The 22,643-nt window shown below is 71.3% G+C and carries 20 protein-coding genes and 1 pseudogene; 8 read left to right on the forward strand and 13 right to left on the reverse strand.

Annotated elements, in window-relative coordinates:
* Positions 1 to 135: 135 nt before the first annotated feature.
* From G3I19_RS14655 to G3I19_RS14670, 4 genes and pseudogenes are all read right to left on the reverse strand, one after another.
* Positions 136 to 780 (reverse strand): cytochrome b/b6 domain-containing protein, encoded by a 645-nt coding sequence (locus G3I19_RS14655; protein ID WP_203599578.1) that lies wholly within the window; start codon positions 778 to 780, stop codon positions 136 to 138.
* Positions 722 to 1,420 (reverse strand): annotated as a pseudogene (locus G3I19_RS14660) (molybdopterin-dependent oxidoreductase); the annotation flags it as partial. The pseudogene G3I19_RS14660 and the gene G3I19_RS14655, both read right to left, overlap by 59 nt.
* Positions 1,421 to 1,630: 210 nt before the next feature.
* Positions 1,631 to 3,184: an APC family permease gene (locus tag G3I19_RS14665; RefSeq protein WP_164264016.1), complete on the reverse strand. Its 1,554-nt coding sequence runs from the start codon at positions 3,182 to 3,184 to the stop codon at positions 1,631 to 1,633.
* A 26-nt stretch (positions 3,185 to 3,210) separates the two neighbouring features.
* The gene (locus G3I19_RS14670) at positions 3,211 to 4,185 is read right to left on the reverse strand and encodes a hypothetical protein (RefSeq protein ID WP_164264018.1); all 975 of its coding nucleotides are present in this window, start codon (positions 4,183 to 4,185) and stop codon (positions 3,211 to 3,213) included.
* Between the two features lie 146 nt (positions 4,186 to 4,331).
* Here G3I19_RS14670 and G3I19_RS14675 point away from each other — a divergent pair, with 146 nt between their 5' ends.
* Positions 4,332 to 4,754 (forward strand): ASCH domain-containing protein, encoded by a 423-nt coding sequence (locus G3I19_RS14675; protein WP_164264020.1) that lies wholly within the window; start codon positions 4,332 to 4,334, stop codon positions 4,752 to 4,754.
* A gap of 213 nt (positions 4,755 to 4,967) precedes the next feature.
* On the opposite strand, the gene G3I19_RS14680 is transcribed toward G3I19_RS14675, so the two are convergent.
* A complete protein-coding gene (locus tag G3I19_RS14680; RefSeq protein ID WP_164264022.1) occupies positions 4,968 to 6,641 on the reverse strand; it encodes an FAD-binding dehydrogenase in 1,674 nt (557 codons plus the stop codon).
* A 159-nt stretch (positions 6,642 to 6,800) separates the two neighbouring features.
* On the opposite strand from G3I19_RS14680, the gene G3I19_RS14685 reads away from it, so the two are divergent.
* Together G3I19_RS14685 and G3I19_RS14690 are read left to right on the forward strand one after the other, a co-directional pair.
* Positions 6,801 to 7,688 carry a DMT family transporter gene (locus tag G3I19_RS14685; protein WP_164264024.1) on the forward strand — a complete coding sequence of 296 codons (888 nt, stop codon included), beginning with the start codon at positions 6,801 to 6,803 and terminating at the stop codon, positions 7,686 to 7,688.
* Positions 7,685 to 8,230, forward strand: a complete 546-nt coding sequence (locus G3I19_RS14690; RefSeq protein ID WP_164264026.1) for an NUDIX domain-containing protein — start codon at positions 7,685 to 7,687, stop codon at positions 8,228 to 8,230. Before G3I19_RS14685 ends, G3I19_RS14690 begins: the two co-directional genes overlap by 4 nt.
* Positions 8,231 to 8,421: 191 nt before the next feature.
* On the opposite strand, the gene G3I19_RS14695 is transcribed toward G3I19_RS14690, so the two are convergent.
* Positions 8,422 to 9,363 (reverse strand): NADP-dependent oxidoreductase, encoded by a 942-nt coding sequence (locus tag G3I19_RS14695; RefSeq protein WP_164264028.1) that lies wholly within the window; start codon positions 9,361 to 9,363, stop codon positions 8,422 to 8,424.
* A gap of 286 nt (positions 9,364 to 9,649) precedes the next feature.
* Here G3I19_RS14695 and G3I19_RS14700 point away from each other — a divergent pair, with 286 nt between their 5' ends.
* Together G3I19_RS14700 and G3I19_RS14705 are read left to right on the forward strand one after the other, a co-directional pair.
* On the forward strand, positions 9,650 to 10,672 hold the full coding sequence (locus G3I19_RS14700; protein ID WP_164264030.1) for a phosphotransferase family protein: 1,023 nt from the start codon (positions 9,650 to 9,652) through the stop codon (positions 10,670 to 10,672).
* A gap of 7 nt (positions 10,673 to 10,679) precedes the next feature.
* Positions 10,680 to 11,894, forward strand: coding sequence for an acyl-CoA dehydrogenase family protein (locus tag G3I19_RS14705; RefSeq protein WP_164264032.1), 1,215 nt, complete (start codon positions 10,680 to 10,682; stop codon positions 11,892 to 11,894).
* Positions 11,895 to 12,079: 185 nt separating this feature from the next.
* Here the strand turns inward: G3I19_RS14705 and G3I19_RS14710 are convergent, their stop codons facing one another.
* Genes G3I19_RS14710 through G3I19_RS14720 form a run of 3 tightly spaced genes read right to left on the reverse strand, consistent with a single transcriptional unit; the run spans position 12,080 to position 15,145 of the window.
* Positions 12,080 to 12,676, reverse strand: coding sequence for a TetR/AcrR family transcriptional regulator (locus G3I19_RS14710; protein WP_164264033.1), 597 nt, complete (start codon positions 12,674 to 12,676; stop codon positions 12,080 to 12,082).
* Between the two features lie 31 nt (positions 12,677 to 12,707).
* Positions 12,708 to 14,387 (reverse strand): AMP-binding protein, encoded by a 1,680-nt coding sequence (locus tag G3I19_RS14715; protein ID WP_164264034.1) that lies wholly within the window; start codon positions 14,385 to 14,387, stop codon positions 12,708 to 12,710.
* Positions 14,384 to 15,145, reverse strand: a complete 762-nt coding sequence (locus G3I19_RS14720) for an SDR family oxidoreductase (protein WP_164264052.1) — start codon at positions 15,143 to 15,145, stop codon at positions 14,384 to 14,386. Before G3I19_RS14720 ends, G3I19_RS14715 begins: the two co-directional genes overlap by 4 nt.
* Positions 15,146 to 15,263: 118 nt before the next feature.
* On the opposite strand from G3I19_RS14720, the gene G3I19_RS14725 reads away from it, so the two are divergent.
* Positions 15,264 to 16,514: a DUF1343 domain-containing protein gene (locus G3I19_RS14725; protein ID WP_164264035.1), complete on the forward strand. Its 1,251-nt coding sequence runs from the start codon at positions 15,264 to 15,266 to the stop codon at positions 16,512 to 16,514.
* Between the two features lie 89 nt (positions 16,515 to 16,603).
* Here the strand turns inward: G3I19_RS14725 and G3I19_RS14730 are convergent, their stop codons facing one another.
* Positions 16,604 to 19,381 (reverse strand): penicillin acylase family protein, encoded by a 2,778-nt coding sequence (locus G3I19_RS14730; protein WP_164264036.1) that lies wholly within the window; start codon positions 19,379 to 19,381, stop codon positions 16,604 to 16,606.
* A 214-nt stretch (positions 19,382 to 19,595) separates the two neighbouring features.
* On the opposite strand from G3I19_RS14730, the gene G3I19_RS14735 reads away from it, so the two are divergent.
* Positions 19,596 to 20,207 (forward strand): hypothetical protein, encoded by a 612-nt coding sequence (locus G3I19_RS14735; protein ID WP_164264037.1) that lies wholly within the window; start codon positions 19,596 to 19,598, stop codon positions 20,205 to 20,207.
* A gap of 52 nt (positions 20,208 to 20,259) precedes the next feature.
* Here G3I19_RS14735 and soxR read toward each other — a convergent pair whose 3' ends face one another.
* The gene (gene soxR / locus G3I19_RS14740; protein ID WP_164264038.1) at positions 20,260 to 20,736 is read right to left on the reverse strand and encodes a redox-sensitive transcriptional activator SoxR; all 477 of its coding nucleotides are present in this window, start codon (positions 20,734 to 20,736) and stop codon (positions 20,260 to 20,262) included.
* A 235-nt stretch (positions 20,737 to 20,971) separates the two neighbouring features.
* Between soxR and G3I19_RS14745 the strand changes: the two genes are divergently transcribed.
* Complete coding sequence (locus tag G3I19_RS14745; RefSeq protein WP_164264039.1) at positions 20,972 to 21,433, forward strand: MaoC family dehydratase; 462 nt, start codon at positions 20,972 to 20,974, stop codon at positions 21,431 to 21,433.
* Positions 21,434 to 21,499: 66 nt separating this feature from the next.
* Here the strand turns inward: G3I19_RS14745 and G3I19_RS14750 are convergent, their stop codons facing one another.
* Both G3I19_RS14750 and G3I19_RS14755 read right to left on the reverse strand, forming a co-directional pair.
* The gene (locus G3I19_RS14750; protein ID WP_164264040.1) at positions 21,500 to 22,123 is read right to left on the reverse strand and encodes a TetR/AcrR family transcriptional regulator; all 624 of its coding nucleotides are present in this window, start codon (positions 22,121 to 22,123) and stop codon (positions 21,500 to 21,502) included.
* Between the two features lie 110 nt (positions 22,124 to 22,233).
* Positions 22,234 to 22,521, reverse strand: a complete 288-nt coding sequence (locus tag G3I19_RS14755) for a YiaA/YiaB family inner membrane protein (protein ID WP_164264041.1) — start codon at positions 22,519 to 22,521, stop codon at positions 22,234 to 22,236.
* Between the last annotated feature and the right edge of the window lie 122 nt (positions 22,522 to 22,643).

A 22,643-nucleotide genomic window follows, 5' to 3' on the forward strand; every position in this document is an offset into this window, starting at 1 on the left:
GGGGGGGGGGGGGGGGGGGGTAGGAGGGGAGGGGGGGGGGGGGGTGGGGGGGGGGGCGGGGGGGGGTGGGGGAGCTGGGCCGGGGGCGAGTAGGGCTGGGGCCCCGCCCGGCCCTCGGCCGTGGCCGCGACGCCCTCACTCCTCGTCCGGCCACCGCGGGTGTTCCCGGCGCGCCCACCCGCGCCCGACCCACCCCGTCCGCATCCCCCGCCGGGCCTCCGGGTCGCCCACCGCCATCCCGATGTGCCCGGCGACCACGATGCCGACGGCCAGCGCCAGCCAGTCGTGGATGAAGGTGGCGCTGGTCCGCCAGACCAGCGGTGCGAGGTGGGTGAACCACATCAGCAGCCCGGTGCCGAGCATCACCAGCGCCGCACCCGCGATCCACCCGGCGTAGACCTTCTGGCCGCCGTTGAACTTGCCGGCCGTACGCGGCGATCCGTCCCTGCGCAGCGCCGACCGCAGCCAGGCACGGTCGTACGGAGCGAAGCGGTTGAGGCGGCCCAGATCGGCCCGCAGCGCACGGGAGGCGAGGCCGAGCAGGACCGGCGCGGGCAGCAGCACCCCCGACCATTCGTGCACGGTGACCACGAGATAGCGGCGGCCGACGAGCTCCGCGAGCTGCGGGACGTACAGGCAGGCCGCCGACGCGATGCACACCAGCATCAGGGCCGACGTCGTACGGTGCACCCACCGCACCGGGCGGGCGAAACGGCGCAGCTCAGACCGTGGGGTGGTCGTCGCGTCCGTTGGACTTGCCGACCCAGGCGTCGATGTCATAGCCGCGCTCCTCCCAGTAACCGCGCCGCACGTCACGGGTGACCGTGATCCCGGACAGCCATTTCGCGGACTTGTAGAAGTACATGGGCGCGACGTAGAGGCGGACGGGCCCGCCGTGGTTGTGGCTCACCGGCTCGTCCTGCATCCGCAGCGCGACCAGGACGTCGGCACGGCGCGCCTGGTCCAGGGTGAGGCTCTCGCTGTACGCCCCGTCGAAGCAGGTGAAGCGGACCGCACCGGCGCCCGGCCGTACCCCGGCCGCGTCCAGCAGCCGGGAGAGCCGCACCCCTTCGAAGGGGGTCCCCGGCACCCGCCAGCCGGTGACGCACTGCACGTCGCGCACCAGCCGGGTCTGCGGGAGCCGGCGCAGCGAGCCGAGGGTGTACGTGGTGGGCCGCTCGACCATGCCGTCCACGGTGAGCCGGTAGTTCCCGGCGTCCTTGCCGGGCACCGACGAGGTCACCGAGTAGTAGCGGAACCCGCCGCCGTTGGGCAGCAGACCGGTCAGCCCGGTGGGGTCCTTGCCCGAGACGGCACCGAGCGCCGCGTCGACCCCGCGCTGGATGTAGGGGGCGGTGACAAGCCCCGCCGCGCCCAGGCCGAGCATGCCGAGGACGAGACGGCGCCCGACGGGAGCCCCGTCGTGGCCCGATCCCTCGTGCGCGGATGCGTCCTGGCCCGGGGCGTCCCGGCCTGATCCCTCATGCCCGGGTCCCCCGTGGCCGGATCCCCCGTGGCTGGATCCTTCATGGGCGGATCTCTCGTGCCCGGATGGTTCTGGTTTCACCCGACGATTCGAGCACTCACGGGCGCCGGAAGCCAGCGGCCGCCGGTGCCCGTCAGCATTCCGTCATATGTCCGCGGCGGCTCCGGCCTGCGCCGCGGCGGCCTTGTCGAGCTGGAACGCCTCGTTGCCGAGCCCGATCCTGGCGTGCACATCCGGCCTGCCCGAGCGCAGCACGAGCCCGTAGACCAGGCCGCCGACCAGCGCGAGGCCGATGATGCCGGGCAGCAGCCAGCTCAGTACGGAGCCGGGGCCCGCGCCGACCAGCACGTCGAAGTCCTTGACCGTCATGAAGGCGATGGTGAGCAGGGCGAGGCAGGCGAGGCCCGATGCGGTCAGCCGCCAGATCTGCGCACGGGCCGCGCCGCGCTGTACGAAGAAGGCGATGACGGCGACCGAAGCGGCGGCCATCAGCAGGATGATGCCGAGGGCGCCGATGTTGCCCATCCAGGTGAAGAGGTGCAGCACGGGCGCCGTCGGGTCGCCGTGCGGCTTGCTGTCGGTCACCGCGAAGGCGATGACGACGACGAGCGAGATCACGGTCTGGAGCAGCGAGCCGATTCCGGGGGCGCCGCTGGACTTGTTGGTACGTCCGAAGGCGGCGGGCAGCAGTCCCTCGCGGCCCATCGCGAAGGCGTAGCGGGCGACCACGTTGTGGAAGCTGAGCATCGCGGCGAACATGCCGGTGACGAAGAGGACGTGGAGCACATCGGTGAAGGACTTGCCGAGTACGCCCTCGCTCAGGCCGAAGAGCAGTCCCGGGCCGAGTTTGCCGGCCTGGGCGCTGATCGCCGACGGCCCGGCGGCCACGGTCAGCGCCCAGGAGCTGACGGCGAAGAACAGCGCGACGAAGCCGACGGCGAGGAACATCACCCGGCGGACGACCACCTGCGGCCTGCTGGTCTCCTCGGCGTACACGGGGGCCTGCTCGAAGCCGACGAACGCGGCGATGCAGAAGCAGAGCGCGGTGCCGAAGCCCGCACCGGTGAGGGTGTCGGGGTTGAAGGCGTGCAGCGAGAGCCCTTCCTTGGCGGGGCTCGCGACCGAGGCGATGTCGAAGATCACCACGAGGGCGCATTCGATGAGCAGCAGCACACCGAGGACCTTGGCGTTGAGGTCGATCTTCAGCCAGGACAGCACCCCGACGACGGCGACGGCCGCCAGCGCCGGTATCCACCAGGCCAGTTCGGTACTCAGATAGGTGTCGAAGAGGCCGGAGACCTCGAACCCGAAGATGCCGTAGATGCCGACCTGCATGGCGCTGTAGGCGACCAGCGCGACGAAGGAGGCGCCCGCCCCCGCGGTGGAGCCGAGGCCGCGGGCGATGTAGGCGTAGAAGGCCCCGGCGTTGTGGACGTGCCGGCTCATCTCCGCGTAACCGACGCTGAACAGGGCCAGGACCACCGCCAGGATGACGTAGAGGATCGGCTGGCCCACGATCCCCATCAGACCGAAGATCGTGGGCATCACACCCGCGACGACCATCAGGGGAGCGCTGGCCGCGAGCACGGAGAGCAACAGCCCCGCCGTCCCCAGACGGCCGGCGCGCAGCGCCTGGTCCTGGCCCTTGAACGTGCTGATCTCGTTGATCTCGCTCGTGCTCGAACTGCCCGGCGGCATGGCGGGTCGGTCCCTTCGGTGAGGAGTTAGACGGAGCCGAGCGCGGCACCGCGCGCGGCCATGAACGCCTGGTACGGGTCCCGGTCGGGGTACGCCCAGGGGGCTGGCGTGATGTGCTCTCCAATGCGGTGGAACAGTGCGGCGGCCTCCGCGGGCCGGCCCTCGCAGAACTTCGCGTGGGCCAGGAAGTTGAGGTCGATGCGGTTACGCGGATGGTCCTCGCGCTCCCACTCCAGCCACCAGTCGAAGGCGGCCTTCATCACCTGGCGGGCCCGCCGGCCCGTCCAGTGTCCGGAGCGCGCGGGATCGCCCGGTTCGCTGCCCGCCGTGGCGAGCACCCGGTAGCGCTCCGCGTGGGCCACCACCGGCAGCACCGCGAGCGGCGAGTCGGCGGGCGCCTGTTCGGCCGCCCAGGCCGCGAAGTCGTACACCTCGTGCAACGGGTCCTGGCCGGCCTCCGGGTGGCGCTCGGCGAGCCGCGCCGCCATCAGATGGTGCGCGTGGTGGTGCTCGGGGTGGCGTGAGCGCACTTCGTCGAAGAGGCGGCTGACCTCGTCATCGGTGCCACGGCTGCGGGCCAGGATCAGCAGACCGAGCCAGGGCGTGGGGTCCGAGGGCGCCAGCCGGGCGGCGGCACGGCAAGCCTCCCTCGCGGCGTCCTGGTCTGCCTTGGCCGCCGTACCCGCCCTGCCCCTGCCGTCCTTGCCGCGCAGCGAGCGCAGGACGGACGCGCACGCCAGCAGCGCCGCGGCGTCCGCGCTGTCCGGCTCGGCGAGGAGCCAGTCCTCGGCCCAGGCCACCGATCCCGCCCCCTCGGCGAGTACGACGAGACGGTGTCCGCGGCGGTCCCAGTCGTCGGCGGTCGCGGTGAGCAGGGAGCTGACTCTGCCCCAGCGGCCCTGGGCCAACTGGGTACGCGCTTCGGCGAGTTCGACGTCGTCGAGCGCCGGGTCGGCGAGCTGGCCGGTCCGTCTTCGGGAGCGGCCGAGGAGAGGGGGCATCCGCGGGGTTCCTCAAGGGCGCCAGGGGCAATGATCACGCACAGCAAAGCGGTAGTAATGGCTCCACGTCAAGGCCGTGCGGGCGCCACCCCCTCCTCAACTCCCCTTGCGCCGCAATGCTTTACCCGGGTGCGTACGCTGGTGCCATGACCGGTCACGAGGCTCTCAAGCCCCTGCTGCTCGCTTTCCCCGGCCCGCTCCGTGACCGGCTCGTCGATGCCGTGCTGAGCGGCGAGAAGGTCTCGACCAGCGGGCTGCTCGCCGAGTACGAGGCGGAGCAGGAGGAACTGCCCCCCGTCGGCGAGCGCTCGGCCCTGATCGACTCGGCCGGCCGCGAGGTCGCGGTGGTCGAGCTGACCGGGGTACGGGTGCTGCGCCTCGGCGACGTCGGCCTCCAGCACGCGCTGGACGAGGGCGAGGGATACACGTCGGTGGCCGAGTGGCGCGCGGGGCACGAGCGGTTCTGGCACGGGGACGAGATGCGGGAGGCGCTGCGCGACCCGGAGTTCACCGTGGACGACGACACGATGATCGTGGCCGAGAGGTTCCGGGTGGTGGAGCGGCTGTAGCCCGGACCCGGCGCCTACGCGGGCCTGTCCCCGGGGGTCCCCCCGGGGGTCCCCCCGGAGCGCCCACGCGGCTTGCCCCCCCAGGGGCCCCGGAGCCTGTCCCCAGGGCCCCGGAGCGCCCACGCGGCTTGTCCCCCGGGCTGTCCCCGCAGCTTCCGGTCCGCCCGGCCGCCCGGCCGTCAGCCCTTTCCTCCCGCTCTCCCGCCGCGCCGCCTACCCGACCGCCCGGGCCGCCGCCCGCCCCGCGACCCGCCCCGAGTAGATGCAGCCGCCCAGGAACGTGCCCTCCAGCGAGCGGTAGCCGTGCACCCCGCCGCCGCCGAACCCGGCCGCCTCCCCCGCCGCGTACAGACCGGGCACGGGCTCACCGCGTCCAGGGCCGCCGGCCGGCTCCGCGAGCACCCGGGACGAGAGGTCGGTCTCCAGGCCGCCCAGCGACTTGCGGGTCAGGATGTGCAGCTTCACCGCGATCAGCGGCCCCGCCGCCGGATCCAGGATCCGGTGCGGCGCGGCCGTACGGATGAGTTTGTCGCCCAGATAGTTCCGGGCACCGCGGACGGCCATCACCTGGAGGTCCTTGGTGAACGGATTGCTGATCTCCCGGTCGCGGGCGACGATCTCCCGGCGCAGCGCTGCCTCGTCGATCAGCGGCTCGTCGGTGAGCGCGTTCATCCCGCGCACCAGGGACGCCAGGTCCTTCTCCACGACGAAGTCCGCGCCGTTGTCCATGAACGCCCGCACCGGCCCCGGTACGTCGGCCCGCGCCCGGCCGATGACGTCACGGACGGACTTACCCGTCAGGTCCGGGTTCTGCTCCGAGCCGGAGAGCGCGAACTCCTTGCCGATGATGCGCTGGTCGAGAACGAACCAGGTGTAGTCGTGGCCGGACTTCATGATGTGGTCGAGCGTGCCCAGCGTGTCGAAACCGGGGAAGAGCGGCACCGGCAGCCGTTTGCCGCGCGCGTCGAACCAGAGCGAGGACGGGCCCGGCAGGATCCGGATGCCGTGCTTCGCCCAGATCGGGTTCCAGTTCTGGATGCCCTCCGTGTAGTGCCACATCCGGTCCCGGTTGATCTGGCTGCCGCCGGCACCCTCAGCGATGCCCAGCATCAGCCCGTCCACATGCGCGGGAACCCCCGACAGCATGTGTGCGGGCGGGGTGCCGAGCCGCTCGGGCCACTGCGCCCTTACGAGGTCGTGGTTGCCGCCGATCCCGCCGGAGGTGACGATGACCGCCTGGGCCCGGTAGCTGAACTCGCCGGTGACCGCCCGGCTGCTCGCGGTGCCCCGCTCGGCTCCGCTCGCCTCCAGCACCTCACCGGTGACCGTGTCCAGCGCGCCCGCGCTGCGGGCGAGGCCGGTGACCCGGTGGCGGAACTTCAGCTGCACCAGGCCGCGCGCCACGCCCGCCCGCACCCGGCGCTCGAACGGCGCCACGACGCCGGGCCCGGTCCCCCAGGTGATGTGGAAGCGCGGTACGGAGTTGCCGTGCCCGGTCGCGTCGTACCCGCCACGCTCCGCCCAGCCGACGACCGGGAAGAAACGCATGCCCTGGGCGTGCAGCCAGGCCCGCTTCTCACCGGACGCGAAGTCCACGTACGCCTCGGCCCACTGCCGCGGCCAGTGGTCCTCAGGCCGGTCGAAGCCGGCGGTGCCCAGCCAGTCCTGCATCGCCAGCTCGCGGCTGTCCTTGATCCGGAAGCGCCGCTGTTCGGGCGAGTCGACGAAGAAGAGACCGCCGAAGGACCAGTGCGCCTGCCCGCCGGCCGACTGCTCGGGCTCCTGGTCGAGCAGGATCACCTTCTTCCCCGCGTCGACCAGTTCGGCGGTGGCCACCAGACCGGCGAGACCGGCCCCGATCACGATCACATCAGCGTCGTCCGCCATGAGCCCCATCCCTGCCAGGTTACTTGTCGGTCACATCTTCAGTTCGTCCCAAGGCTGCGTCAACCGTCCCGTTCGGGGCACACAACGGGTGCAGGTGCCTTTCCAGGCGCTATCGTCGCCAGGACCCCGCCCCTTCTGGCCGGTCTTGAGGTTGATCACGTGTCGGTACTCGTCCTCGCGCTCTCCGTGGGTGCGGCCTGCTGTCTCGGCTTCGGTTTCGTGCTCCAGCAGAGAGCGGCCCGGCATGCCCCGATGAAGGACTTCCTCTCCTTCAGACTGCTGCTCGACCTGGTACGGGTGCCGGTCTGGCTGGGCGGTATCGGGCTGATGGTCTGCGGCATGGTGCTGGGCGCCCTGGCGCTCGGCCAGGGCGAGATCTCCCTGGTCGAGCCACTGCTCGCGACGAACCTGCTCTTCGCCATGGCGCTCTCCCGCCGTATGACGGGGCAGCCGCTGGGGCGACAGGGCTGGGGCGGGCTCGCGCTGCTGGCCGGCGGGGTCGCGGTCTTCATCCTGGCGGGCCAGCCGAAGGCCGGTGCCGCGTCGGTGGACGAACTGCGGCACTGGCTGATCATCGGCGTGGTGGCCGGTACGGCGCTGGTGCTGGCGGTCTGCGCCAAACGGACCCGGCTGACCGTGGGCCCCGCGCTCCTCGCGCTCGGCGCGGGTCTGCTGTACGGGCTCCAGGACGCCCTGACCCGGGTCAGCGGACAGCATCTGGAGCACGGCGGCTGGGCGGGGCTGGTGACGGGCTGGGAGCCGTACGCGGTGATCGTGCTGGGGGTCACCGGCCTGGTCCTGGTGCAGAGCGCCTTCGAGGCCGCGCCGCTGCGCAGTTCGCTGCCCGCTCTGACCGCGGCCCAGCCGCTCGCGGGGATCGCCTGCGGCGTGGGGTTCCTCGGCGACCGGCTGCGCACCGATACCGGGGCGCTGGCCTGGGAGTCGGCCGGGCTCGCGGCGATCGTCGTGGGGATCATCCTGCTGGGACGGCATCCGGCGATGCCCCCGGGGTCGGCCAGGGCGCCGCGCGAGAAGATGGCCGCATGACCCCTGAGAACCCGGTGCCGCCCGTGTCCCCCGTGTCCCCCGCCGACGAGATCCTCGATGTGGTCGACGCGTCCGACCAGGTGACCGGGCAGGCGCCACGCGGCGAGGTGTACGCGAAGGGGCTGCTGCACCGCTGTGTCTTCGTGCTCGCCAGGGACGCCGATGACCGGATCTTCGTCCACCGGCGGACCCCGGTGAAGCTGGTCTTCCCCTCGCTGTACGACATGTTCGTCGGCGGGGTGGTCGGGGCGGGCGAGTCCTATGACGCGGCTGCGCTGCGGGAGGCCGAGGAGGAGCTGGGGGTCTCGGGGCTGCCCGCGCCCGTACCGCTCTTCAAGTTCCTCTACGAGGGCCCGGGGCAGGGCTGGTGGTCCTGGGTGTACGAGGTGCGCTGCACGCTTCCGGTGCGTCCCCAGGTGGAGGAGGTCGCCTGGCACGGCTTCCTCACCGACGAGGAGCTGGCGCAGCGGATCGACACCTGGGAGTGGGTGCCCGACGGCATGGCCGCGTACCGCCGTCTGAGCGCGCTGCGGACGCGGTGACGGCGGCACGGGAGGGGCGGCGGTACGGAGGGACGGCGGTACGGGGTGGAGCGGTGGCCGTGCGCCCGGCGGTGAAGGCGGCCGCGGCGGCAGGCTTGTGACAGTGCCCCCGCGGCGCCGCGGGCAGCGCTTCGGCCAGGCAGCACCTCGGACAGGCCGTGCCTGAGAGGCCGTGCCTGAGAGGCAGTGCCTCAGTCGGCCGCCGCTTCCCAGTCGACCGTGACCACGATCTTGCCGCGGGTGTGGCCCTCGGTGTTGAGCCGCTGCGCCTCCGCCGCCTGCTCCAGCGGGAGGACCCGGTCCACGTGGACGGAGATCTCACCCTGGTCGGCCAGTTCGCCCAGGACATGCAGATCGAGGGCGTCGGGCCGTACGAAGACATAGCGGCCGCCGAACTCGGCCACGTCGCCGTCGACGATGGACGCGAGCCGGCCCTCCGGGGCGAGCAGGTTCGCCGAGAGTCTCAGGGTGTCGCCGCCGACCGTGTCGAGGACCGCGTCCACCCCGTCGGGGGCCAGCGCGCGCACCCGGTCGGCGAGCCCGTCGCCGTAGGCCACGGGCTCCGCGCCCAGCGTGCGCAGATGGTCGTGGTTGTGGGCGCTCGCGGTGCCGATGACGCGGGCGCCCGAGTGCAGGGCGAGCTGTACGGCCATCGAGCCGACGCCGCCCGCCGCCGCGTGGACGAGGACCGTGTCGTCGGAGCGGATTTCCAGCGCGCGCAGCGCCTGGTAGGCGGTGAGCCCGGTCAGCGGCAGCCCGGCGGCCTCCTCGAAACTGAGCCCCAGCGGCTTGCGGGCGAGCGTGCGCACCGGGGCCGCCACGTACTCGGCGAAGGTGCCGCGCGAGAGGAAGTCCTCCCGTACGTACCCCATCACCTCGTCGCCGACGGCGAACTCGGTCACGGCCGCTCCCGGCTGCACCACGACACCTGAGACGTCCCAGCCCGGCACGACCGGGAAGACGGCGTCGAGCCGCGCGTCGAGGTGCCCCTCGCGGGCGTGCACATCGACCGGATTGACGGCTGCCGCGCGTACTTTCACCAGTACGGAGTCGGGCCCGACCTTGGGCTCGGGGCGCTCGCCGTACTCCAGGACCTCGGGGCCGCCGTAACGGCTGTAGCTGATCGCCTTCATGCCTACGAGCCTCTGGTCAGGCCCGGGCTCGCGCAACCGGACCCCGTGCAAACGGGACAGCCTCTCGTCCCCGTGTCCGGTCCCCTTCCGCCGGAGGGGAACCGGATGCGGCCGGGCGGTGTATCAGAGATGTGACGACCGCGCACCGGCTGCCGGAAACGGGCCGGGGGTGGACGGCATACCGACTGGTCGGCATGATGGGCGCAGACGGTTACCACGAGCATGCCCGCAGACATCGGCGCGACGGTCCATCCGGACGGTCCGCCCCTACGCACGGAGGTGCGCCATGAGCGCAGTCCACCCACCGGGAATCGACCCCGAGGCGCTGCGCGGTCACCTCGACCGGGTGCGGCCCGGCCTGGTGCGCGGACCGCTCAGCGCCCGGCTGATCGAGGGCGGCCGGTCCAATCTGACGTACACCGTCAGCGACGGGACGGGGCGGTGGGTGGTGCGCCGGCCCCCGCTCGGCCATGTCCTGGCCACCGCACACGACATGAAGCGTGAGCACCGGGTGATCAGCGCACTGCACCCGACCGGGGTCCCGGTGCCTGCGCCGGTGCTGCTCTGCGAGGACGAGTCGGTCATCGGATCGCCGTTCTACGTCATGGAGTTCGTCGAGGGCACTCCCTATCGCACGGCCGCCCAGCTGGCACCCATCGGCGCCGAGCGGACCAGGGCCGCGGTGCTCGGGCTGGTCGACACACTCGTCGATCTGCATGCGGTCGACCCGGAGGCGGTCGGGCTGGCCGACTTCGGGCGCCCCGACGGCTTCCTCGAACGGCAGCTGCGCCGCTGGGGCAAGCAGCTGGACGCCTCACGCAACCGCGAACTGGCCGGTATCGACGAGCTGCACGCCACGCTCGGCCGTGACCTGCCCCGCTCCCCCGCCCCCACCGTCGTGCACGGCGACTACCGCCTGGACAACGTCCTGCTGGGTGACGACGACAGGATCAACGCCATCCTGGACTGGGAGATGTCGACCCTCGGCGACCCGCTCACGGACCTGGGGCTGCTCGTGATGTACAGCTCCGATCTGGGCATCCCCGAGTCGCCCGTCTCCACCACGAGCGGTGCGGCGGGCCACCCCTCGCCCACCGAGCTGGTCGAGCGGTACGCGGCCCGCTCGGGCCGGGACACCTCCGCCATCGCCTGGTACACGGCGTTCGCCTGGTTCAAGCTCGCCGTGATCCTCGAAGGAATCCACTACCGCTACACCCTCGGCCAGACCGTCGGAGCCGGTTTCGACCGGATCGGCTCGCTGGTTCCCGTCTTCATCGAGCACGGTCTCACCACCCTCCAGGAAGGCTGAACACCCCATGGACTTCGCATTCGACGCACGCACCGAAGAGCTGCGCGGCAAGCTCCTCGCCTTCATGGACGAGCATGTCCTGCCCGCCGAGGCCGTCGCCCACGAGCAGCGCGCGCTGCTCGCCTCCCCCTGGGAGACCCCGGCCGTCGTCGGCGAGCTGAAGGCCGAGGCGCGCCGCCAGGGCCTGTGGAATCTCTTCCTGCCGGACGCGGAGTACGGCGCGGGACTGACCAACCTGCAGTACGCGCCGCTGGCCGAAATCACCGGGCGCTCACCGCAGTTGGCCCCCACGGCGCTGAACTGCGCGGCCCCCGACACGGGCAATATGGAGGTGCTGTTCCAGTTCGCCACCGAGCAGCAGAAGAAGCAGTGGCTGGAGCCGCTGCTCGCGGGTGAGATCAGGTCCGCCTTCGCCATGACGGAGCCCGAGGTCGCCTCGTCCGACGCGACGAACATCGAGACCCGTATCGCCCGCGAGGGCGACGAGTACGTCATCAACGGCCGCAAGTGGTACATCTCCGGGGCGATGAACCCGGACTGCAAGATCTTCATCGTGATGGGGAAGACCGACCCGGACGGCGCGGACGTCCGCCGCCAGCAGTCGATGATCCTGGTCCCGCGCGACACCCCGGGGCTCGAAGTCCGCCGCGCCATGCAGGTGTACGGCTATGAGGACCACTACCACGGCGGTCACGCCGAGGTGGTCCTCGACAACGTCCGGGTGCCCGTGTCGAACCTCATCGGTGAGGAGGGCGGCGGCTTCGCCATCGCCCAGGCCCGGCTCGGGCCCGGCCGGATCCACCACTGCATGAGGCTGATCGGGATGGCGGAGCGCGCCATCGAGCTGATGTGCAGGCGGGCGGTGTCGCGTACGGCGTTCGGGAAGCAGCTGGCCCAGCAGGGCGTCGTACAGAACTGGATCGCGGACGCCCGGGTCACCGTGGAGCAGCTGCGGCTGCTGGTGCTCAAGACGGCCTGGCTGATGGACACGGTGGGCAACCGCGGCGCGCACACGGAGATCCAGGCCATCAAGATCGCGACACCGCGCGCGGTCATCGACATCATCGACAAGGCGGTGCAGCTGTACGGCGCGGGCGGGGTGAGCCAGGACTACCCGCTGGCGGAACTCTGGGCGGGGGCACGGACGCTGAGGCTGGCCGACGGGCCGGACGAGGTGCACCAGCGGTCCCTGGCACGGCGCGAGCTGAAGAAGTACCTGTAGGGGACGGGCGGTTGCCTGGTCACACCGCCGGTGTGACCAGGGCCGTCAGCGCGGCACCGTCACCGCGTCACCGTCACCCCATCAACGTCGTCACCGTCACCGCATCGCCATGACCCGCGGGCGGCGGACCGACGGGCCGGCGGTGAGAGGGCCGGCGGCCCGGCGGTGAACGGCCCGGCGGGCCGCTACGGCCGGAGCGCCCGCAGCAGCAGATCCGCCAGTTGCTCGGCCAGTTCGCGCGGGGTCAGCGGGCCGTCCGGGCGGTACCAGGTGGACAGATGGTGCACCGAGCCGAAGTGGTAGTCGACCACCAAATCCGCCGACGTGGCGGTCGAGAACACCCCGGTGCGCTGCCCCTCCTCCACCAGGGCCCGGAAGCGCTCGTGGTAGCGGCGCCGCTCCAGCCGTACCTGCTTGTTCTTCTCGGGGCTCAGATGGTGCATGGAGCGGAAGAAGATCGACGCGTCGTCCAGGTTGTCGATGGTCGTGACGACGACGTCCGCCGCGGCCTCGCGCAGCCGCTCCTCGACGGGCGCGTCGGCGTCCGCGAACGCGTCGAGCCGTTCCTGCTGGAGCCTCAGCACCCGGGAGTAGACCTCCTGGAGCAGATCCTCCTTGGAGCCGAAGTAGTGGTAGAGGGCGCCCTTGGTGACCCCTGCCGCCTCGACGATCTCCTGGACGGAGGTCCGGTCGTAGCCGCGCTCGGCGAAGAGCCGGGTGGCGGCGGCCAGCAGCCTCTGCGGGACGGGGACGCCGTTCCCGTCGGTCGTTCTGGCTGCCATCGCCGCCACCTTCCGTCCGTTCATGTGCTCGTCACTGCGAGGAACGCAGTTCCCGCCTCAGGATCTTCCCACTGGTGGTCTTCGGCAGCTCGGGCAGGATCTCGACCTCGCGCGGGTACTTGTACGCAGCGAGCCGCTCCTTGCAGTAGGCGGCCAGCTCCGCCGGTGTCACCGCGGCCCGGGACCCGCCCGCCCCTGACACCGGGGTCCGCAGGCTCACGTACGCCTTGACCGACTCGCCGCGGTAGGGGTCGGGGACACCGACCACGGCGGCCTCCCGCACGGCGGGATGGGTGTAGAGGACGTCCTCGACCTCGCGCGGCCACACCTTGAAACCGGAGGCGTTGATCATGTCCTTCATCCGGTCCACGACATAGAGCCAGCCGTACCGGTCCATGAAGCCGATGTCCCCGGTGCGCAGTTCCCCGCCGGGGAACGCTTCGGCGGTGGCGTCCGGGCGGTCCCAGTAGCCCGAGACCACCTGCGGCCCGCTCACCACGATCTCGCCCTGCTCCCCGAAAGGCACCTCGGCACCGGCGGCGTCCAGGATCCGCACCACGGTGTCGGGGCCCGGCACCCCCACCGAGAGCGTGCCCGACACCGGGTCGACCGGGGCCTCCCGCTCGGGCGGTACGGAGGCGCACGGAGCGGTGCACTCGGTGAGTCCGTAGCCGTTGCGGATGTACGGGCCGAAGCGCTCGCGGAAGCCCTCCACCAGTGCGGGCGGCAGCGGCGCGCCGCCCGACGAGATCACCTTGAAGGAGGCGAAGTGGTCCGGGGTGACCGACGGGTCGGCCGCGAGCGCCATGAAGGCGGTGGAGGGGCCCACGGTGTACGCGGGACGGTGCTCGGTGAAGGCGTCGAGGACCACTCCGGGGTGGAACCGGTAGGCGAGGACGAGGGTGCCGGCGTTGGCGACGCACGCGGCGAGTTCGCAGACCATCCCGGTGATGTGGAAGAGGGGTGCCAGCGCGAAGTACGCCGAGCCCTCATCGACCGGGTGGCCGGTGCGCTGGCGCTCGGCGTTCACCATGATGTTGGCGTGCGCGTTCATCGCGCCCTTGGGGGTCCCGCTGGTGCCCGATGTGTAGCTGATCAGCGCCACGTCGGTGGCGCGCGGATCGCGGTCCGCGGGGGCCGCGAGCCCCAGCCGGGCGACCGCGATCAGATCGTCGGTGTCGGCGGGGCACGGCAGCCGCTCGAAGCCGAGGACCCGTTCGTCGTCGCGGCTCTGCAGATCACGTTCGCAGGCGGTGAGCGCGAACCGCAGCCCGGAGCCTGCCGCGGTCTCCCGCAGATACGACTCCCAGGCCCGGTCGGAGCAGACCAGCGCCGTGACACCCGCGTCCCGCAGCGCGTGGCCGACCTCCGCCGACTTGTACATCGGGTTGAGCGGTACGACCGTGGCGCCTGCCTTCCAGGCACCGAGCAGCGCCAGCACGAAGTGCGGGGAGTTCTGCAGCATGACCGCGACCCGGTCGCCGCGGCCCACGCCCCTGGCGGCGAGATGACCGGCGACCGAGTCGGAGAGCGTGTCGGTCTCGCGGTAGGTCAGCCGCCCGTCGAAGTAGGCGAGGGCGGGGTGTTCCGGTGCGCGGGCCACGGCGTCACGGAAGGCGTGCACCACGCTCGCCTTCGGGTGCACCGGGCGGCGCTGGGCCTCACTGAGCAGCCCGAGCCACGGTTTCGCCGCATAGACCGAGGCGCTCACCGCCCGGCCTCCCATTTCTGCTGGAGGTGGTTCATCCCGCCGATCCACCGGTCGGGCTCGGTGGCCCGCGCCCGGTAGTACTCGGCGACCTCGGGGTGCGGCAGCACCAGGAACCGCTCGTCGGCGATGGCGGCGAAGAGCGCGTCGGCGACGTCGTCCGGCTCGATCGCCGTCGGCGCGAGCACCAGTTCACCCGCGGACCCCGCCGAGGTGAGCATGTCCGTCCTGACGCCCTGCGGGCAGATCGCGTGGACCTTCAGACCGCGGTGGCGGTAGGTGAGCGAGAGCCATTCGGCGAAGGCCAGCGCGCCGTGCTTGGTGACGCTGTACGGGGCCGCGCCGATCATGGTGAGCAGCCCGGCGGCCGACACGGTGGAGACGAACCGGCCCTCGCCGCGCTCCAGCCAGTCGGGCAGCAGCGCACGGGCGGCGCGGACATGGGCCATCACATTGACGTCCCAGGCGGAGGCCCAGACCGCCTCGTCGGCGAAGGGGTCGCCCGGTGAGCCGAGACCGGCGTTCGCACAGTAGACGTCGATGCGGCCGTCCAGCGCCTCACGGGCGGCGTCCACGATCGCCGATGCATCGCCCGGCAGTGCGGTCGCACCGATCTCGGCGGCCACCGCCTCCGCCTTCGAGCCGTCCAGATCGTTGACCACGACACGGGCCCCCTCCGCTGCGAACCGCCGCGCCAGCGCCGCGCCGATACCGCCGCCCGCCCCTGTGACCACTACACCCGCGCCGTCGACCGTACCCATCAGGACCTGCCTCTCCATTGGATGCACCAGCAGACTAACCAGTCGGTATGTGGCAGGGGAAGGGGTGAGGGTTAGCCTGCGTGGCCATGACAGTCGGCGAGATCATGGAGGTAGCCCGATGAACCTTTCCAGGCGGGGACTGCTGGCCGCGAGCGGCGCCATGGGTGCGCTGGGGGCGGTGGGCGCCGCGGCGGAGCCGGCCGCCGCGCACGGGCCGCGCGCCCGGGTGCGGACCGGATTCGACCGGCTGGCCGCCGACGGCTACGGCCTGCTCCACGGGGACCGCGTCGGGATCGTCACCAACCCGACCGGTGTCACCCAGGACGTCCGGCACATCGTCGATGTCATGCACGCCGACAAGAACGTGAACCTCACCGCCGTCTTCGGCCCCGAGCACGGCTTCCGCGGCACGGCGCAGGCCGGCGGCTCCGAGGGGCGGTACGACGATCCGGCGACCGGGCTTCCCGTCTACGACACGTACACGAAGAGCGGGCAGCCCCTCGCCGACATCTTCACCGCGTCCGGTGTGGACACGGTGGTCTTCGACATCCAGGACGCCGGCGCCCGCTTCTACACGTACATCTGGACGCTGTACGACTGCATGGAGGCGGCCGCCATGGCGGGGCTGCGCTTCGTGGTGCTGGACCGGCCGAACCCGGTGACCGGGCGAGCCGCGCTCGGTCCGGTGCTGCACAAGGAGTTCGCGACGTTCGTCGGACGGCAGCCGATCGCGCAGGCGCACGGCATGACGGTCACGGAGCTCGCCCGGCTCTTCAACGGTGAATTCCTGCCGAAACGGGTCGAGTTGGAGACCGTCCGGATGTCCGGCTGGCGGCGCGGCGACTTCTTCGACGCGACGGGGCTGCCATGGGTGCCGCCGAGCCCGAACATGCCGACGCCCGACACCGCTCTGGTCTACTCGGGGACCTGCCTGTTCGAGGGGACGAACCTCTCCGAGGGGCGGGGCACCACCAGGCCGTTCGAGCTGCTGGGGGCCGAGGGGATCGACCGGCGGTGGGCCGAGGCCGCCAACGCGCTCGACCTGCCGGGTGTCGCCTTCCGCGAGGCGTACTTCGCGCCGACGTTCTCCAAGTTCGAGGGGAAGACCGCGGGCGGGGTGCAGCTCCATGTCCAGGACCGTGCGGCCTTCGACCCGGTGCGGACCGCGATCGGGCTGCTGGTGACGGCGAAGAAGGTCTGGTCCGGTTTCGCCTGGCGTTCGGACGACTGGATCGACAAACTGACCGGTTCCGCGCAGGTCCGTACGGCGATCGACAAGGGCGCGGGCACCGATGACGTGGTGGCGGCCTGGCAGGGTGAACTCGCCGCCTTCCGGTCCGTCCGCGAGCGCTATCTGACGTACCGCTGAGCCACGGGCGAACACCGCGGGCCGGGACGGAGTTGTCCGTCCCGGCCCGCGGCCCGTACCCCTGCCCGGGTCCTGGCGGTGCCCGGGTCCTAGCGGTGCGAGGGGAACTCCACGACCTGCTGGTACGTGGGCCGGTTCTGCCACTGGATGGGCCAGAACTGCAGCCCGCCCAGCGGACGGTGGATGATCGCGTCCGAGCACCACTGGTCACCGGCGGCGCAGCTGTCGTCGCCGGGGTAGACCTGCGCCGGGGTCTTGGCGGCGGCCTGGCCCAGGGTGGTGAGCAGCGCGTCACGGCAGGCGCTCAGGTCGCCCCCACCGCAGTACGTCTTGCCCAGCTTGCCCTGCACCGGGCGCCCCAGGACCGTACGGATGTCCTTGTCGACATAGCTCCACCAGCCGTACTGGAAGGCGGATCCGGCGTGCGCCCCGGTGGGTCCGTGGCCCGCCGACGGTGACTCGTCGATGGTGAGGTTGGCGGTGAGCGCCGAGTAGAGGTCGTCACCGAGCCCCGGCTTGAACTCGGCCTCCACCAGGAGTGGCCACCAGGCGTCCATGATCCGCACGGCGTCCGGGTGGCTGTAGACGTGCGAGCTCTGGGCGTTCTCCTTGCGCTGGGCGCCGTCGGACACCCACGCCTCCAGCTGCTCGACGGCCTTGGCCTCAGCCGGGTCGGTGACCGGCTTGCTCCGTACGACGTCGAGCAGTTCGGGCAGGACGTCCTCACCGCGCAGATCGGTGACGGCCGCCTCGGCCATGGCGCGGGTCAGCGCGGCACGGGTGACGCCGCCCTTGGCGACGAGTTTCGCCACCCGGTCGCCGAGCAGGTCGACCCGGTGCACCGAGCCGTTGCCGAACCCGGCCGACGAGTAGTCCTTGGCCTGTTTGTTGTTCCAGGAGACGTAGTAGTCCTGGCCGACGGACTGCGGATGCTGGGTGGCCGGGGTCACGTCGGTGGTGTGGTGGTCGGGGTCGAAGCCCTTCCACTCGTAGGCCGGTTCGGCCTTCACGGGCAGTGAGGCGTCCACCCCGGCCGCGCGCACCGGGTTCATACCGCTGTTGAAGTAGGCGGCCTGGCGGGAGTCGGCGTAGAACCAGTTGAAGGTGTAGCCGATGTGCGAGGCGGCCTGCTGGAAGGTCTTGGCGTCCTTCACGTACCCCGGGTCGTTCATCATCTCGAAGCCCACTATCGAGTCGGCCTCATGCCCGTAGGTACTGCGCAGCGAGGTGTAGGCGACGGGTTTCCCGTCGACGGTCGCCCGGTGGGTCACGATGCCGTACTTGGTCCGGTAGACCTGCATCCGGTAGGAGCCGGCCGCCGTGGAGTCGGCGACGGTGGGTTTCCAGGAGTTGGTCCGCTCCATCTTCTCCATCGGGGTGCAGACGCCCCGGAAGAGATAGTGGGTGTCGTCCTGGCAGAGCTCCACCGCGTAGGTGTCGGTGATGTCCTGGCCCGCCGATGTGGCGCTCCACGCGTAGTCCTGGCCGCGGCCCAGCTGGATGTACATGCCGACACCGGCGAAGGAGACACCGCGGGCGCTGATGCCCGGTCCCTGGAGTTCCTGGAGCATCAGCAGCTGGGGCAGGAAGTACCCGGTCTGCGGGCCGAACACGGCGACGGGGTTTCCGCTCGCGGTGTGCTGCCCGGACACGACGAGGGCGTTGGACATGCCCTTCTTGCTGCTGAACAGGTCGGCCGGCAGTACGCCGTTGTCGTACATGCCCTGGACGGGCTTGAGTTTCTTCGGTGCGTCGACCGGGGTCTTCGCCTCGGTCTTGGCGCCACCGGTCCGGTCGTACACCAGCGGTTCGGCCTTCACCGAGCCCTTGTCGGGCATCGCGGTGCCCTTGGGGTCGGCCGGTTTGTCCGCGTAGGGGAAGCTGGTGCCGTCGTGGACTGTGAGGGTCGCCTCCGGGTCGTTGCGCTCGCGGAAGGACTCCCAGACCTTGCTGCCCTCGGTGACGCCGTACTTCTGCTGGGCCGAGAGCAGCGAGAGCGCTGCCTGTACCTCGCCGCCACCGCCGCCGCCGAAGAGGCCGCCGACGACCGAGGCGAGCGCGATCATGTCCGTGATCTTGAACGGTTCGATCTCACCGGCGTTGGTGATCGCGTTGATCTTCCCGGTGAGCACGTACTCGCCGGGGAAGTAGCGGCCGTCCTTCGACTTCTGCCGGTAGGCGTTGATGCCGTCGACGTACGCCTGGGCGTCCGCCATGGCCTGCTTGCCGCGTGCGCCCTGGGCGGCGATCCGGTCGGCCTGGTCCTGGAGGTCCTGCTCGGTGTACGGGGCCTGCGGCCAGAACTCCTGCTCCAGGCCCTGGTTGGCGAGTGCGCCGCCGGCGAAGGAGGTGAGCTCACCGCGGCCGATGTGCCGGAAGAGGTCCATCAGCCAGAGCCGGTCCTGGCCCGCCGCGAATCCGGCGCCGAACTCGGTTCCGTAGCGCGTGGTCCCCTTGATGTGGGGGACGCCGGTCTTCTTGTCCCGCGTGATGCTGACGTCGTCGCGCGGCTTGGTCACCGAGGCGACCTGGTCGTCGGGGACACCGAACGACGAGTCGTTGAAGAAGTTGTTCAGCGTGGAGTCGGTGAGCGTGGAGGCCCCTGCGGGCAGCGCGTCGTACGGTCCCAGCTGGTCGGCGCTGTGCTCGGGACGGGTGCCCAGTGCACGGTGGGCGAGGATCTGGGCGAGGGTGGCGTTGCCGTTCTCACCCGGCGGCATGATGTCGTTGCACTGGCTCTCGCAGTAGTCGGTGACGGGATCCGAGGCCGCGGCGGTCGCCTGCGGCAGCGGTGTCATCAGGCCGGCGCCGAGTGCGAACACGGCTATGGCGATGGCAGTTCTGAGCTTTCCGGTGCGTCGTCGCATGAATGCTCCTGAGGGGGAAGCCGATGAGACGGACGTTACTGGCGAGGTGACCCGTCAGTAAGGTGAACATGCGTCACCTTTTCCGAATCACCACACAGGTGCGGGAGCGGTCGCATCCGTGATGGCAGCCATCGGGAATTCGATGGAGCCGAATCGGGTAGCCGTACGTCCATTCACTGACGCAGGAGTATTCAGCGACGGAGGTGGCAGTGCGATGGCCGGTTTCCGGAGTCTCGCGAGACAGGTGCGCGATCCCCACCACGACCTTGCCCTGCGGCGGTATTCGCTGCGCAAGTGTCTGGAGAGGTTTGCCCCGTACGGACACAGGGCGACCTGGGATCATCTGTGTGCCAGGCATCACATCGGGCCCGAGGACCGGGCCCCCGATCCGGCGCGGCTGGTGGCCGCGCTCGACGAACTGGAAGAGGCGCGGACCGTCTGGCTGGCCTACGAGGCGGAGTTCGCCGAGCGGCGCAAGCGCGAGAAGCACGACGGGATACGGCGTCCCGGCGCCTTCGACGACTGGCACCGGCGCACCTGGGGCGGCTGCGGTGTGGCCTGGTGCGGGGACCCCGCGGTGCATCCGAACCGGCCCCTGGCGGAGGTTCTGCGGCGGCTGATTTCCGCCCTCAGGGCCGATCCGGCCAGCGCCTGCCCGGTGTGCACGGAGAAGACGATCACCTGGACCTCGCGGGGCGGCCGTGAGCCGTGGTCGGGGCCGGTGTGCAGCCGCTGCGGGATCCTCGTACCGCAGCCCGTCCTCACCGCCGGCGCGCTGGCCCGCGCGCGCGGCGCCCACCACTCACCGCTGGCTTCGGCTGCCTGAGAATCCGGCCCCGGCGGCAACGGCGGCCCCTGCGGCCCGGAGCGCGCCGCCGTCAGCCGGTCCCGTCCTGCGGAGCCGGGCCGGGGAGCAGCCTCGAACCGGTCATCCGGTCACCGAAGACGTCGTCCGGGTTGGACAGGACGCAGTTCTCCAGCGACAGACAGCCGCAGCCGATGCAGTCGGTGAGGTGGTCGCGCAGGGCGCCGAGCTGGGCGATGCGCCGATCGAGCTCGGAGCGCCAGGCGGCGGAGAGACGTGCCCAGTCCTCGCGGTTGGGCGTGCGCTCGTCGGGCAGTTCGGCCAGCGCGTCCCGGATCGTGGCGAGCGGGATGCCGACCCGCTGTGCCGCGCGGACGAAGGCGACGCGGCGCAGCGCGTCCCGGGTGTAACGGCGCTGGTTGCCGCTCGTCCTGCGGCTGGTGATCAGCCCTTTGCTCTCGTAGAAGTGCAGGGCCGAGACGGCGGCGCCACTCCGTGCGGAGAGCTGGCCGACCGTGAGCTCATGGATCTTCTCTGGAATGTGCGGCACTCCGCGAAGCCTACTGCCCCGCCCGCCCGCCGCCCCGGCCGCTGCCCCGACCCCTGTCAACCGGCCCGTCCCTGTCGACGACCGGCTGTGCGGCCGGTCGTTGACAGGGACGGGCACGCCCGACGATGCTGAGCGAGAAAGCTGAGCAAGCGCTTGGACACTGCGCTTGGGGCACCGCACTGGGCCGCCGGAGCGCCGCCGGCCGCCGGGACCGTTGGGAAAGGCAGGATCACGCATGGCAGAGCCGAGGATCTTCACATCCGCCGATGAGCTGCGCGCCGGGATCGGTGAGCAGCTGGGGCCGAGCGACTGGCTGGAGATCGACCAGAAGCGGATCGATCTCTTCGCGGACGCCACGGGTGACCACCAGTGGATCCATGTCGACCCGGCCAAGGCCGCCGACGGCCCGTTCGGCACGACCATCGCGCACGGCTATCTGACCCTGTCGCTGCTGCCCACGCTGGTCCCGCAGATCATGCGGGTCGAGGGGATGAAGATGGGCATCAACTACGGCACCAACAAGGTGCGCTTCCCCGCGACGGTGCCGGTCGGCTCACGGCTGCGGGCCACGGCGGTCCTGACGGACGTGTCCGAGGCGGGCGGGGGCGTACAGGTGACGGCCGCCGTCACGGTGGAGCGCGAGGGCGGCGACAAGCCGGTGTGTGTGGCGGAGTCGGTCTCCCGCTACTACTTCTGAACTACTTCTGAGCGGGTACGGCTGATCGGCCCGTACTTCCCAGCCGACTCCGGGCTCCGGGTCCCGCTACTTCCGGGCGGAGACCATCCGCAGGACGAGGTCGGCGTAGAACACGCCGACCTCGTCGGGCGTGCGGCGGCCCTCCACGTTGAACCAGCGCGCCACGTCGATGCAGAGCGACAGCACGGCCAGCGCGGTCCCGGCGACGTACGGGACGTCGAACTCCCCCGTCTGCACACCGTCGTTGATGATGCGCCGCACGGCGTCGTCGCTGCGCCTGCGGAGTTCCACGATCTCGGTACGGTGGTCGTCGCCGAGCGCGTCGAGTTCGTACTGGACGACCCGCGCCGTCGTGTGGTGCCCGGCGTGCCAGCGGACGAAGGAGCGCACGGCCGCCGCGAGCCGTTCCGCGGCGGTGCCCCGGCCGTCCGCCGCCGTCTCCAGGATCTCCAGGGCCTTCTCGTGGCCGATCCGGCTGATCCGGTGGAGCAGCTCTTCCTTGGTCTTGTAGTGGATGTAGAGCGCGGCCGGGCTCATTCCGGCGCGGCCTGCGATGTCGCGGGTGGTCGTCGCGTGGTAGCCGCGTTCGGCGAAAGCCTCGACCGCGGCGACGAGCAGCCGCCTGGCGGCCTCGGGGCCGACCTCCGCCCACGGCTCCTCGCCGCCCGCCGTCTCCTCAGCCGTGCCCATCGCTCGCCCCTTCCGCCCATGACGCAGCGCCGCCGCTGCAGGACGCACACCATACCCCGAAGGTGAGCAAGCGCTTAGGACCCCTCGGGGCACTGGCGGGGGCGCGGCCGTCAGAGCTTCTGGAACGGGTCGTGCTCGGCGAGGAGCTTCTCCAGCCGGGCCTGGTCGACCCGGGTCACGATCTGGCCGGCCTCCTGGCGGTCCCTGATGACCTTGGCGAGGGTGAAGGCTGATGTCGTGAGGTAGAGGAGCCCGAGGCCGAGGAAGGCGCGCACCCAGACGTCGACGTCCAGGTTGAGAATGCCCAGCGCCATGGCCGCCAGGGCGACCGCGAAGGACGCGACGGCCTGGCCGTAGTACGCGGCGGTGTTCTGCTGTCTGACCGGTGTGTCACTCATGGGGACAGCATCGTGCGGATGTGGCACCGGCCACATCCGCACAGCTACTCAGCGCGGGTACTCATCCCGCACGGCCGGAAGGCGGCTCAGGCTCGGAGCCTGCCCGGAAGGCGGCTCGGAAG

Origin of the sequence: Streptomyces sp. SID10853 (assembly GCF_010548145.1) — a bacterium.
Lineage (GTDB): Bacteria > Actinomycetota > Actinomycetes > Streptomycetales > Streptomycetaceae > Streptomyces.